General features: G+C 67.3%; 11 protein-coding genes. All 11 read right to left on the bottom strand.

Annotated features, from left to right (window positions below; translation table 11 throughout):
* Positions 1-63 precede the first annotated feature (63 nt).
* On the bottom strand, positions 64-2,688 hold the full coding sequence (gene alaS, locus V6W80_RS07605; protein ID WP_338546454.1) for an alanine--tRNA ligase: 2,625 nt from the start codon (positions 2,686-2,688) through the stop codon (positions 64-66).
* A gap of 185 nt (positions 2,689-2,873) precedes the next feature.
* Positions 2,874-3,872 carry a low-specificity L-threonine aldolase gene (ltaE, locus tag V6W80_RS07600; RefSeq protein ID WP_338546453.1) on the bottom strand — a complete coding sequence of 333 codons (999 nt, stop codon included), beginning with the start codon at positions 3,870-3,872 and terminating at the stop codon, positions 2,874-2,876.
* A 12-nt stretch (positions 3,873-3,884) separates the two neighbouring features.
* Entirely contained in the window at positions 3,885-4,892 is a 1,008-nt protein-coding gene (gene astE, locus V6W80_RS07595; protein ID WP_037063295.1) for a succinylglutamate desuccinylase, read from the bottom strand.
* 37 nt (positions 4,893-4,929) lie between these two features.
* Positions 4,930-5,226 carry a hypothetical protein gene (locus V6W80_RS07590; protein WP_059314289.1) on the bottom strand — a complete coding sequence of 99 codons (297 nt, stop codon included), beginning with the start codon at positions 5,224-5,226 and terminating at the stop codon, positions 4,930-4,932.
* Positions 5,227-5,240: 14 nt separating this feature from the next.
* Positions 5,241-6,602, bottom strand: a complete 1,362-nt coding sequence (gene astB / locus V6W80_RS07585) for an N-succinylarginine dihydrolase (RefSeq protein ID WP_338546451.1) — start codon at positions 6,600-6,602, stop codon at positions 5,241-5,243.
* Positions 6,599-8,062, bottom strand: a complete 1,464-nt coding sequence (gene astD / locus V6W80_RS07580) for a succinylglutamate-semialdehyde dehydrogenase (protein ID WP_338546449.1) — start codon at positions 8,060-8,062, stop codon at positions 6,599-6,601. The genes astB and astD overlap by 4 nt, the downstream gene beginning before the upstream one ends.
* A 9-nt stretch (positions 8,063-8,071) precedes the next feature.
* On the bottom strand, positions 8,072-9,079 hold the full coding sequence (gene astA, locus V6W80_RS07575) for an arginine N-succinyltransferase (RefSeq protein ID WP_338546448.1): 1,008 nt from the start codon (positions 9,077-9,079) through the stop codon (positions 8,072-8,074).
* A gap of 26 nt (positions 9,080-9,105) precedes the next feature.
* Positions 9,106-10,125, bottom strand: coding sequence for an arginine/ornithine succinyltransferase subunit alpha (aruF, locus tag V6W80_RS07570; RefSeq protein WP_338546447.1), 1,020 nt, complete (start codon positions 10,123-10,125; stop codon positions 9,106-9,108).
* Between the two features lie 62 nt (positions 10,126-10,187).
* Positions 10,188-11,408: an aspartate aminotransferase family protein gene (locus V6W80_RS07565; protein WP_338546446.1), complete on the bottom strand. Its 1,221-nt coding sequence runs from the start codon at positions 11,406-11,408 to the stop codon at positions 10,188-10,190.
* A 186-nt stretch (positions 11,409-11,594) separates the two neighbouring features.
* Positions 11,595-12,059, bottom strand: a complete 465-nt coding sequence (locus tag V6W80_RS07560) for a glycine zipper 2TM domain-containing protein (RefSeq protein ID WP_017639693.1) — start codon at positions 12,057-12,059, stop codon at positions 11,595-11,597.
* Between the two features lie 132 nt (positions 12,060-12,191).
* Positions 12,192-12,839, bottom strand: a complete 648-nt coding sequence (pdxH, locus tag V6W80_RS07555; protein ID WP_338546445.1) for a pyridoxamine 5'-phosphate oxidase — start codon at positions 12,837-12,839, stop codon at positions 12,192-12,194.
* Between the last annotated feature and the right edge of the window lie 66 nt (positions 12,840-12,905).

Below are 12,905 nucleotides of genomic sequence, written 5' to 3'. Positions count from 1 at the left end.
AAAATCTGATTCATGTTGTTAAGGGAGGAAGCGGGCCGCCCTCCCCGGCGACCCGCAGCGCTCTTAGAGGCTTTCCTCGGCGTACTGGCCGGCACAGGCCAGGGCCGCTGCGAGCTGGCTGGCATCGGTGCCGCCGCCCTGGGCCATGTCAGGACGACCACCGCCCTTGCCCCCGACCACGGCCGCGGCGCGCTTCATCAGCTCGCCGGCCTTGAGCTTGGCGGTCAGGTCGGCGGTGACGCCGGCCACCAGCACCACCTTGCCGTCGGCTTCGCCACCGAGCAGGATCATGCCGCTGCCCAGCTTGTTCTTGAGCTGGTCGACCAGCGCCAGCAGCGCCTTGCCGTCGAGGCCGTCGAGACGCGCGGTGAGCACCTTGGCGCCCTTCACATCCTGCGCCTGGTCCACCAGGTCACCGGCCGAGGCACTGGCGGCCTTGGCCTTGAGCTGCTCGATTTCCTTTTCTAGCTGGCGATTGCGCTCGACCAGCGCGGCCAGCTTGTCCAGCACGTTGTCGCGGCTGCCCTTGAGCAGGCTGGCGGCTTCGCGCAGCTGTTCCTCGGCGCCGTTGAGATAGGCCAGGGCCGCGGTGCCGGTGATGGCTTCCACGCGGCGTACGCCGGAGGCCACGCCACCTTCGCTGACCAGCTTGAGCAGGCCGATGTCGCCGGTCTGGGCGACGTGGGTACCGCCGCACAGCTCGACGGAGAATTCACCGCCCATGCCGACCACGCGTACCACGTCGCCGTACTTCTCGCCGAACAGCGCCATGGCGCCACGGGCCTTGGCCTCGTCGATGGCCATGACCTCGGTGGTCACCGCGCTGTTCTTGCGGATCTCTTCGTTGACGATGGTCTCGATGCGCTTGAGCTCCTCGGGCTTGATGGCCTCGAAGTGGCTGAAGTCGAATCTCAGGCGCTGGTCGTTGACCAGGGAGCCCTTCTGGTGGACATGGTCGCCCAGCACCTGGCGCAGCGCGGCGTGCAGCAGGTGGGTACCGGAGTGGTTCAGGGCGATACCCTGGCGGCGACCGGCATCCACCTGGGCCATGAGCGCGGTGCCGACGTTGAGGCTGCCCTTGGTCACCACGCCATGGTGCAGGAAGGCGCCCTGGGTCTTGGTGGTGTCGCGCACGGCAAAGCCAACGCCGGCGCTTTCCAGGAAACCGGTATCGCCGACCTGGCCACCGGATTCACCGTAGAACGGTGTCTGGTCGAGGATGACCACGCCCTCTTCGCCTTCGGCCAGGCTATCGACCGGCTGACCGGCACGGTAGAGGGCGACGATGATGCCCGAGGCGCTGGTGGTGTCGTAGCCGAGAAAACGGGTTTCGCCCTCGACCTTGACCAGGCTGTTGTAGTCCACGCCAAAGGCGCTCGCGGAACGGGCCCGCTCGCGCTGGGCCTCCATCTCGCGTTCGAAGCCGGCCTCGTCGAGATTCAGGTTGCGCTCGCGGGCGATGTCGTTGGTCAGGTCGACCGGGAAGCCGTAGGTGTCATAGAGCTTGAACACCACGTCGCCGGGGATGGTGTCGCCCTGCAGCTGCGCCAGATCCTGTTCGAGGATCTTCAGGCCCTGCTCCAGGGTCTTGGCGAACTGCTCTTCCTCGGTACGCAGCACACGCTCGATGTGCGCCTGCTGCTGGACCAGCTCGGGATAGGCCTGACCCATCTCGGCCACCAGGGCGGCGACGATCTTGTGGAAGAAGGTGCCCTTGGCGCCCAGCTTGTTGCCGTGGCGGCAGGCACGCCGAATGATGCGGCGCAGCACATAGCCACGGCCTTCGTTGGACGGCAGCACGCCATCGGCGATCAGGAAGCTGCAGGAGCGGATGTGGTCGGCCACCACCTTGAGCGACGGGGCGTCGTCGTTGGCGCAACCGATGGCCTCGGCGGAGGCTGCCAGCAGCTGCTGGAACAGGTCGATCTCGTAGTTCGAATGCACGTGCTGCAGCACGGCGCTCACCCGCTCCAGACCCATGCCGGTGTCGACGCTGGGCGCCGGCAGCGGATGCAGGACGCCATCGGCGGTGCGGTTGAACTGCATGAAGACGTTGTTCCAGATCTCGATGTAGCGATCGCCGTCTTCTTCCGGCGAACCGGGCGGGCCGCCCCAGATCTCGGGGCCATGGTCGAAGAAGATCTCGGTGCAGGGACCGCAGGGACCGGTGTCACCCATGGTCCAGAAGTTGTCCGACGCATAGGGCGCGCCCTTGTTGTCGCCGATGCGCACCATCTGCGCCGCGGGCACCCCGACTTCCTTGGTCCAGATGTCGTAGGCCTCGTCATCGGTGGCGTAGACGGTGACCCAGAGCTTTTCCCGGGGCAGACCCAGCCACTGTGGCGAGGTGAGGAATTCCCAGGCGAAGGTGATGGCGTCGCGCTTGAAGTAGTCGCCGAAGCTGAAGTTGCCCAGCATCTCGAAGAAGGTGTGGTGACGCGCCGTGTAACCGACGTTCTCCAGGTCGTTGTGCTTGCCGCCCGCGCGCACGCACTTCTGGCTGGTGGCGGCGCGGGTGTAGCTGCGCTTTTCCATGCCGAGGAAGCAGTCCTTGAACTGGTTCATCCCGGCGTTGGTGAACAGCAGGGTCGGATCGTTCGCGGGGATCAGCGAACTGGAGGCGACCCGGGTGTGCCCCTTCTCTTCGAAGAAGCGGAGGAAGGCTTCACGGATTTCGGCGCTTTTCATATTCATTCCAGACAATGGGCTTTTCGACGCGCGTGACGGGCATCCGACTGGATCGCAGACGAGACGAACGGAGCGGGCGCCGCAGACGCGGCACGTGCGGAAAACGGACACGCATGCCTGGGAGTATATCGACGCCTGCGCCCCGGTGTCGCCCCGGTTGCGCAGGAAAAACGTCGTCGGAAGACTTAGCGGTGGCGGTAGGCGGCGAAAGCGGCGATGACCGCCTCGATATCGGCAGCGTTGACGTCCAGATGGGTGACCAGGCGCAGGCGTGGGGCCGGACTGATGCGGATGCCGCGTGCGGCGAGGAAGGCCTGCAGGGCGGGTGCTTCGTTACCCATGGCGAGGTAGACCATATTGGTCTGCACCGGCTCCACCTGGTAGCCGAGTTCGGCCAGGGCGGTGCCGAGCTGGGCGGCATGGGTGTGGTCTTCGGCCAGGCGCTCGACCTGGTGGTCGAGCGCATGCAACCCCGCCGCTGCCAGCATGCCGGCCTGGCGCATACCGCCGCCGACCACCTTGCGCCAGCGACGCGCCTTGGCGATCAGCTCGGCATCGCCGCAGAGTACCGAACCCACCGGTGCACCGAGACCCTTTGACAGGCAGATCGACACCGAATCGAAATGCTGGCTGATCTCGCGCACCGGCACGCCCAGCTTGACCGCGGCGTTGTACAGCCGCGCGCCGTCCAGGTGCAGGGCCAGGCCGTGCTCCCGGGTGAAGGCGCGTGCCGCCGCCAGATAGGCCAGCGGCAGGACCTTGCCGTGCATGGTGTTTTCCAGCGCCAGCAGCCGGGTACGGGCGAAGTGGAAGTCGTCGGCCTTGATGTAGCTGCGCACGAGGTCGAGGTCCAGACTGCCGTCGGCGGCCATCTCGATGGGCTGCGGCTGGATGGAGCCGAGCACCGCAGCGCCCCCGCCTTCGTACTTGTAGGTGTGGGCCTGCTGGCCGACCAGGTATTCGTCGCCCCGCTCACAGTGCGCCAGCAGGCCGAGCAAATTGCTCATGGTGCCGCTGGGCACGAAGAGTCCGGCCTCCAGGCCGAGATCGCCCGCCAGACGCTGCTCCAGTCGGGTAACGGTCGGGTCTTCGCCATAGACGTCATCGCCGAGTTCTGCGTCCAGCATCGCCTGGCGCATGGCCGGCGTGGGCTGGGTGACGGTATCGCTGCGCAGATCGATCATGCAAGTCGCTCCTTATGCCGGGACCACGATGAGCCCGGCCCGCAGGCCGACGGCGACCTTGGGGTTGGGGAAGATGATGCGTGCCTCGGCCTCGTCGACGATCCAGCGCTCGCTGCCGTCCTCGGCCAGCAGGGACCCCTGGCGCAGCGGTGAGAAGTTGGCCACGTCGTCGGCCAGGTGCAGCTGGAAGCGCGGACTGGACTTGTACACCTGGCGCGCGACCCGGAATCTCAGCAGCGAGGAATCCGGCGGCGGCAGTTCGGCTTCACGGCCTTCGATCAGGGCTTCGAGCAGCAGCCGCAGGCGACTCAGGTCGAGTTCGCTGTTCTCGCCGAAGGGACGGGCCTGGCCCAGCTCCAGGGTCAGGGCTTCGGCCTGGCATTCGGCGTAGGTGTAGGCGCTGAAGGTGATACCGGGTTTATCATAGAGCAGCACGGCTTCGATGCCGGCGGCTTCCAGGCGCTGCAACTCGGCTTCCGAATGCTCGCGCCCGGCGCTCCAGGGATAGAGGGCGAAGCGCGGCAGCGCCGAGGCGCGCAGCGCGGTGTGCAGGTCGTAGTGCAGTCGGGCCCGATCAGGCTTGCTGAAGAACTGCGCGGACAGGCGCTCGAGATCGTTGGCACGTTGGGCCTCGGAGCCTTCGGCCTGGGCATGGCGACCATTGAACAGGCGATTCAGATCCTGCTCGACATAGCGGGTGCCGCGGCGCATGGCATCGGGATTGCCGAACATGAACAGCATTCGGCAGGCGGGACGCAGGGCGCCGCTGGCGATGCCGCCGAGCAACTCGTCGAGCAGTTCCATGGGCGCCGTCTCGTTGCCATGGATACCCGCCGAGAGCAGCAGGTCCAGGTGGTTGTCGCGCGCCACCGGCGGAGTGACTTCCAGCACGCCTTCGGTCAGCCAGTGGAGACGGGTGCCGTCGGCAGTCAGTTGAATCTTCTCGGTCGGCTCGCGGCCGGCCAGGGTCAGGTCCAGCAGGCGGCCAAGCGCCAACCGATAACGTTCAGATGCAGCCATGCTCTACTCCGCTGAGCGACGTGTCGGAGCTAGATACTCAATGATCGTGGCCGCAACCGCAATCGGCGTCATGCACATGATTCTCATCGCCTTCGTCGGCGAAGGTTTCCAGGGCGATGGACAGGCCCAGGGCATTGAGGGCCTGGGGCCGCAGCACCAGGACCGGGGTCTGCTCTTCGTCGTCCTGGGAGTCGGCGAAGATGTTGAGACCGCCGCTGCCGTCGGCTTCCAGCCAGAGGTCGCGGCCGGCCAGGCGGATCGCCAGGCGCTGGACTTGCAGCGTCTGCTGCTCGTCGGCGGTAGGTTCGAGGATCAGGTCGAGACGGTCGCTCATGGAAACTCCGGGCATCAGGGCAATTGAAAGGGATAGACCGAGCCGAGGCCCAGCAACTGGGTCAGCTCGTCGAGGGCGGTACGGACCTCGCCCAGCAGCTGAGGATCGGCGAGATCCGCGGGTGCCAGGCGGTCGCGGTAGTGGCGGTCCACCCAGTCGAGTAGTTGGGTGTGCAGCGTCGGCGTGAAGCGCACCCCTGGATTCACCGCCGCCAGCTCGTCGGGCTTGAGGGCCACCCGTAGCCGGAGGCAGGCGGGGCCACCGCCGTTCTGCATGCTTTGCTTGAGATCGAACACCTTGACCTCGCCCAGGGGCCCCGCGCTATTGACCTGGGCCTGCAGGTAATCCCACACCGCCGGATTCTGCCGGCACTCGTCGGGTACCACCAGCAGCGCGCCCTGCCCCGGCCGATCCAGCAACTGGCTGTTGAACAGGTAGGAACGCACGGCGTCGCCGACACTGATCTCATTGCGGCGCACGCAGAGGCGCTGCAGCTGGCCGCCGCGCCTGGCGAGCTTGCCTTGCAGTTCATCCAGCACGCGGTCGCTGTCGAGAAAGGCGTCTTCGTGATGGAACAGCACCTGGGCGTTGCCCACCGAGATGACGTCGTTGTGAAAGACGCCCTGGTCCACCACCGCCGGATTCTGTTGGGCGAACACCACGCCCTCCTCGCTCAGCCCGTGCAGCCGGGCGATGGCCTGGGAGGCTTCCAGGGTCTGGCGAGCTGGATAGCGATGGGGCTCGGGATAGCGCGGATCGAAGGCGCTACGGCCAAAGACGAAGAACTCCACGCCCGGGGCGCCGTGGTCGTGGCTGAAGCGGGTGTGGTTGGCCGCGCCCTCGTCGCCGAACTGGGCCACCGAGGGCAGCGGCGCATGGTGCTGGAAATGCGCGGGATCGCGAAACATCGCCTGGAGGATGCGCGCCGTGGTGGTCGGTTCGAGGCTGCGGTGAAATTTGCAGGCCAGGTTGGCCGGGGTGAAATGCACCCGGCCATCATGGGTGTCGGCGCTCGGGCTGACGGTGGCGGCGTTGGCGGTCCACATGGCCGAGGCGGAGCTGGCGGACAGCAGCAGCGGCAAGGCTTCGCGCGCGGCGCTTTCCAGCACCTGGGCATCACTGCCGGCGAAGCCCAGGCGGCGCAGGGAGGCGATGTCGGGCCGCTCGTGGGGCGCGAGGACCCCCTGCTCGAAGCCCAGCTCCATCAGCGCCTGCATCTTGGCCAGGCCCTGACGTGCCGCCTCGCGCGGATTCGAACACTGCTGCTTGCTGGCCTGGGAGGCCACGTTGCCATAGGACAGGCCCGCATAGTTGTGGGTCGGACCGACCAGGCCGTCGAAATTGACCTCCCGAGCAGCGAGAGCGAGGTGACTCATAGGTGTAATCCTGGGGGCAATTGGGCAGGCAGGCTCAGGGCTTCGCTCTCCAGCGAGGCGACCGGGAAGGCGCAGTAGTCCGCGGCGTAATAGGCGCTGGGACGGTGATTGCCCGAGGCGCCGACGCCGCCAAAGGGCGCTGCACTGGCCGCCCCGGTCAGGGGACGATTCCAGTTGACGATGCCGGCGCGCACGCCCTGCCAGAACCGTTCGTAGGTGGCCGGATCGTCGGCCAGCAACCCGGCCGCGAGGCCGAAGCGGGTGGCGTTGGCCAGCGCCAGGGCATGGTCGAAGTCCGTATAGCGCTGGACCTGCAGCAGCGGACCGAAGACTTCCTCGTCGGGCAATTCAGGGATCCCCGAGACATCGAGGATGCCCGGGGTAAGCAGCGCGCGCGTCGCATCCGGCTGACGCATCTCCAGCAGCGCGCGGCCACCCTGCGCCAGGCGCTGGGCCTGAGTCCGCAGCAGGGTCTGGGCAGCGGCGAGGGAGATGACGGTGCCCATGAAAGGCGCCGGATCGGCGTCGAAGCGGCCGGTACTGAGACCCGCGCTGACGCTTGCCAGACGCGCCAGCAGGGCGTCGCCCCAGTCACCCTGGGGCACGAGCAGGCGACGGGCACAGGTGCAGCGCTGCCCGGCGGAAAGGAAGGCCGACTGAACGATGGTCACCACGGCGGCGTCCAGATCGGCCACCGGCTCCACCACCAGGGGATTGTTGCCGCCCATCTCCAGGGCCAGCAGCCGCTGCGGACGGTCCGCGTTGAGGCGGTGCAGGGCCGCGCCCGTGGCGCTGGAACCGGTGAAGAGGATGCCGTCCAGGCCCGGATGCGCGGCCAGGGCCTCGCCGGTGGTCCGACCGCCCTGCACGAGATTGAGCACCCCGGCCGGCAGCCCGGCGGCGATCCAGCATTCCAGGGTCAGGGCGGCGAAACGCGGCGTCAGCTCGCTGGGCTTGAACACCACTGTGTTGCCAGCCAGCAGCGCCGGGACGATATGGCCATTGGGCAGATGGCCGGGGAAATTGTAGGGACCGAAGACCGCCAGGACGCCGTGCGGTCGATGGCGCGTGACGCTGCGGGCGTCCGCCACGCTAGCCGAACGCTCGCCGCTACGGGCCGCTTCGGCCTGGGCCGAGATGGCCACCTTGGCGATCATGCTGCCGAGCTCGGTATCGGCCTCCCACAGCGGTTTGCCGGTTTCCTCGGCCAAGGCCCGGGCCAGCTCGGAGCGGCGTTGCTGCAGCGCCTGGGCGAAGGCCTGCAGGATCTCCAGACGCGCGGCCTGGCCGCGTCTTTCCCAGGCAGGAAAGGCCTGGCGCGCCGCGGCGATCGCCTGGTCGACGTCCGCTGCGTCCGCGGCCGCGCCCTCCCACAGCGCGGTACCGGCGTAGGGGTCGAGCGAGGTGAAGGTCTCGCCGCGCCCGGGGCGCCACTGACCAGCGATATAGAGGCTATCCATGAGCGCTCCTCAGGGCATCAGGCGCACGGCGCGCACCTGGGCGCCGGCCATCAGCCGCAGTTCGCGGGCGGTGGCCAGATCGACCACCAGGGTGCCGGACGCCAGGCGCGCGCGGGCGCTGGTGATGCGGCAGTCCTGGCACTTGCGGTTGTGGATCAGATACACCTCGGCGTCATCGCCAGGCGTGCCCACCGCCAGCACCAGGCGCTGGCTGTCGCGGATCGCGCGCACCTTGGCGGTCTCCGCCTCCAGGGTCGGGCCGGCATCGAAGATGTCGACATAGCCCTGGTAGTTGAAGCCTTCGGCCTCCAGTAGGCGGCGGGCGGCTTCGGTGTCCGGATGTACCTTGCCAATCACCTGGCGCGCCTCTGGAGACAGAAAGCAGGTGTAGAGCGGAAAGCGCGGCATCAGCTCGGCGATGAAGCCGCGGTTGCCGATGCCGGTGAGATAGTCGGCCTGGGAGAATTCCATCTTGAAGAAGTGCCGCCCGAGGCCCTCCCAGAACGGCGATTGGCCCTGGTCGTCGGACATGCCGCGCAACTCGGCGATGAGGCGCTCGGCGAACAACTCGCGGAATTCGGCGATGAACAGGAAGCGCGACTTGGACAGCAGGCGCCCAGCCGCGCCACCACGCCGATCCGCACGCAAGAACAACGAGCAGAGTTCGGAGCTGCCGGTCATGTCGTTGGCCAGGAACAGCGTGGGAATCTGCCGGTGGATGTCCAGTTCGCGCGAGGCGCTCACCGTCAGGCCGACCCGGTAGTTGTACCAGGGCTCGCGCAACCCTAGGGCGGCGGCGATCCCGGCGATGCCGATGACCTCGCCGTCCTCTTCGAGGGCGAAGAGATAGTCCGCATCGGCGGCTTCAACCTGCTGCAGGAAACTGCGCTCGGCATTTTCCACCCGCTGCGCCAGGCGTTCTTCGCTGGCCGGCAGGGTGGTGAGGCCGGCGCCGGCCGCCTGCGCCAGTTGCAGCAGCGCGGGCACATCGGCACGGGTGACGGGACGGACGATCATCGGACCTCCAAAGACGCTAGGATCGGCTACAGCGCTACCAGACGAACCCGGTCGCCTTCGGCGATCTCCAGGGTGGCGATCTGCTCGGGGGAAAGGACGACGGCTTCGCCAGGCGTCCAGCGCAGCGGCGTGGCCAGCGCCCGGAAGTTTTCCAGGCCGTCGTTGGCGATCAGGAACCAGGGCGCGTCCTCGGACGCCGCTGCGCCCTCGCTCACCGGCACCAGACGGCTCTCGGCGATGGAGCGGATGGCCGTGGTGCGGGCGTGCAGGGTCGGACCGCCATCGAAGATGTCGATGTAGTTGTCGGTCTCGAAGCCTTCGCGACTGAGGATGTCGAAGGTGATCTGGGCGCGCGGGTGCACCTGACCCATGGCCTCCTGGGCGCTGTCGGGCAGCAGGGGCACATAGAGCGGATAGGTCGGCATCAGTTCGGCCAGGAAGGTACGACTCTTCTGCCCCGACAGGCGCTCCGCGGCGGCGTAGTCCATGTCGAAGAAGTTACGCCCTACCCCGTTCCAGAACGGCGATTCGCCGTCTTCGTCCGCCAGGCCGACGATTTCCACCACCACCGTCTCGGCGAAGCGCGCCGGGTGGGCGGCCATGAACAGCAGGCGGGCGCGGGAATTGAGCTCGGCGTGGGGGGTGTCGAGTAACGGACGCTGGACGTAGAAGCTGCTCAGCACGCTGTTGCCGGTCAGGTCGTGACAGAGCGACAGCACATGCACCTTGTTGTGGATCTTCAGCTCGCGCGAGGCGTGGATGAAGGTCTCGTTGCGAAAACTGTAGAAGGGCTCGGAGAAGCCCGCCGAGGCGACGATGGCCGAACAGCCCAGCAGCTCGCCGCTAGTGGTGTCTTCGAGCACGAAGAAATAGCTCTCCTCGCCATGAAAGCCCACCTCGGCCGCCAGCGACGACTCCGAGGTGCGGATCTTGTCGCGCAACCGCTCGGGGTTGTCGGGCAGCGAGGTGACGCCAACCGGGCTATCCGCGGCGAGCCGCTGGACCAGGGGCAGATCCGCCGCGCGCGCAGGGCGCATTACCAGCATGAGAACTCCTTGTGTACGGATCCATCCCTGGATGCCAGCGGTACGCGTCCCGCGTCCGGAGATTAGCCTTGGGTGAGGCGCGCCAGGGCACGATCCAGGCGGGCCAGGCCTTCGTCGATATCGGTCTCGGCGATGATCAGGCTTGGCGCCATGCGCAGCACGTCCGGGCCGGCCTGCAGGATCATCAGGCCTTCCTCGTTGGCGGCGGTGACGATGTCCTTGGCGCGCCCCTTCCAGCTGTCGTTGAGCACGGCGCCGATCAGCAGGCCCAGGCCGCGGATCTGCTGGAACAGGTGGTAGCGGGCATTGAGCTGCTCCAGACCGGCGACGAAGCGCTGGTGACGGGCAGCGACACCGGCCAGGGTTTCCGGGGTGGCGACGATGTCCAGCAGCGCGGCGCCGACGGCGCAGCCCAGCGGATTGCCGCCATAGGTGCTGCCGTGCACGCCGGCGCTGAAGTGCTGGGCGACCTTCTCGGTGGTCAGCATGGCCGCCAGCGGGAAACCGCCGCCGATGCTCTTGGCGGTGGTGAGGATGTCCGGCACCACGCCATAGTGCTGGTAGGCGTAGAGATGACCGCTGCGACCGACCCCGCTCTGCACCTCGTCGAAGATCAGCAGGGCGCCATGGGTGTCGCACAGGCGACGGGCGCCTTCCAGGTAGGCCTGGTCGGCCGGCAGCACGCCGCCCTCGCCCTGGATGGGTTCGAGGATGACCGCGCAGGTCTTGTCCGACACCACGGCTTCGAGAGCGGCCAGGTCGTTGAAGGGCACATGGCGGATGCCTTCGATCTTGGGACCGAAACCATCGGAATACTTGGGCTGCCCCCCGACGCTGACGGTGAACAGGGTCCGGCCGTGGAAGCTGTTGGTGGCGGCGACGATCTCGTAACGGCTGCCGCCGCTGACGTCATGGCCATAGCGCCGGGTCAGCTTGCAGGCCGCCTCGTTGGCTTCGGCGCCGGAGTTGGCGAAGAACACCCGGTCGGCGAAGGTGTGGTCCACCAGCTTGCGAGCCAGACGCAGGGCGGGTTCGTTGGTGTAGATGTTGGACACGTGCCAGAGCTTGCCGGCCTGCTCGGTCAGGGCGTCGATCAGCGCCGGATGGCCATGGCCCAGGGCGCTGACCGCGATGCCGCCGGCGAAATCGACGTATTCGCGATCGGCCTGGTCCCAGACGCGGGAGCCCTCTCCTCGCACCGGAATGAACGCGGCAGGGGCGTAGGTCGGGACCATCACCTCATCGAAGGCGGCGCGTTGCACGTTGGGTTGAGAAGCGGACATCGGGATTTCTCCTGCCGATCACGGCGGTGACTGAGGGGGATTGTAGGACGACCTCCAGACGCGGCATTGCGCCCAGGCGACAACTATTTACGGGCGAAAACGCAAACGGGCGTCCGACTCGCAGTCTAGCGATTCGGACACCCGCTCTGGAAGGGCAAGGACGTACCTTCCGGTACGCCCGAGAAATCAGTTGGGCGCGACGCGGCTGGTGCCGTTGACGGTCAGGATGCGCACCCGCTCGCCGACGCGGAAGATCTCACCCTTGTTGACCGCCTGCACATAGGCACGCGAGCCGCCGTCATCTTCCTTCACGGTGATCTCGACGCCGTTGGCCTTGGTAAAGCCCTCTTCGGTGGCCGAGCCCAGCAGGCCGCCCGCCACCGCCCCGATGATGGCGGTCACGAAACTGCCACGGCCACCGCCGATGGCACTCCCGCCAATACCACCGACCACGGCACCAGCCCCGGCCCCGATGGGCGACTTGGTGCCCTCGATGGTGACCGGACGCAGGGCGGTGATGGTACCGGTACGGACCGTCTGCACCTGCCGGGCCTCGTCACGCGAATAGACGTCGCCGGACTGATCCGAGGCGCAGCCGGCCAGCAGGGCGACGGCGGTCAGGGAGGCGGCGAGCTGAAGGACTCTGTTCATGGGGCAACTCCAAGGGCAGTTGAAAGACACTGGCCGCACCCACAAGGATGCAGGCGCAGATCGCTATTATCCTTGACCCAGGGCATCCAGGGAGGTTTCCGGTGACTGTAACCCGGGTACCTTGCGAACGCCTTAAGGCGCCAGGCGCTGGCGCTGCCACTCACCGTCGAGGCGCTGGTAGTCCAGCCGATCATGGAGGCGACTGGAGCGGCCCTGCCAGAATTCGATGCGCTGGGGCCTCAGGCGATAGCCACCCCAGAACGGCGGTCGGCTCGGTTCGCCGTCGGCGAAGCGCTGCTGCACCGCGGCCAGGCGCTGCTCCAGTTCGTGACGGTCGGCGATGACCTGGCTCTGCGGCGAGGCCCAGGCTCCCAGGCGACTGCCCAGTGGGCGGACCCGGTAGTAGGCGTCGGATTCCTCGGTCGACACCTGCTCCACCCGGCCTTCGATGCGCACCTGGCGTTCCAGCGCCGGCCAGAAGAAGGTCATGGCCGCGCGCGGCTGCCTGGCCATTTGCTGGCCCTTGGCGCTGTCGTAGTTGGTGTAGAAGACGAAGCCCTGGGGATCGACGCCCTTGAGCAACAGCACGCGGCAATGGGGCTGCCCCTCGTCATCGACGGTAGCCAGCCAGCAGGCGTTGGCTTCGACGGGCGGCTGCTCGGTGCGTACCGCCTCTTCGAACCACTGCCCGAACAGGGCATAGGGATCCGCGGGTGCCTGGGCTTCGGTCAGGCCGTCGCGGGTGTAGTCGCGACGCATATCGGCGAGGGACGGTGACATGGAAGTCTCCTGCTAGGTCGGTATCGACCTAGCTTAACCAAGTCCCGCCTGGCTCGCCTGCTTCAG

Origin of the sequence: Pseudomonas benzopyrenica (assembly GCF_036884265.1) — a bacterium.
Classification (GTDB): Bacteria; Pseudomonadota; Gammaproteobacteria; order Pseudomonadales; family Pseudomonadaceae; genus Chryseomonas; species Chryseomonas benzopyrenica.
This window is presented reverse-complemented; position numbering and strand designations above follow the sequence as displayed.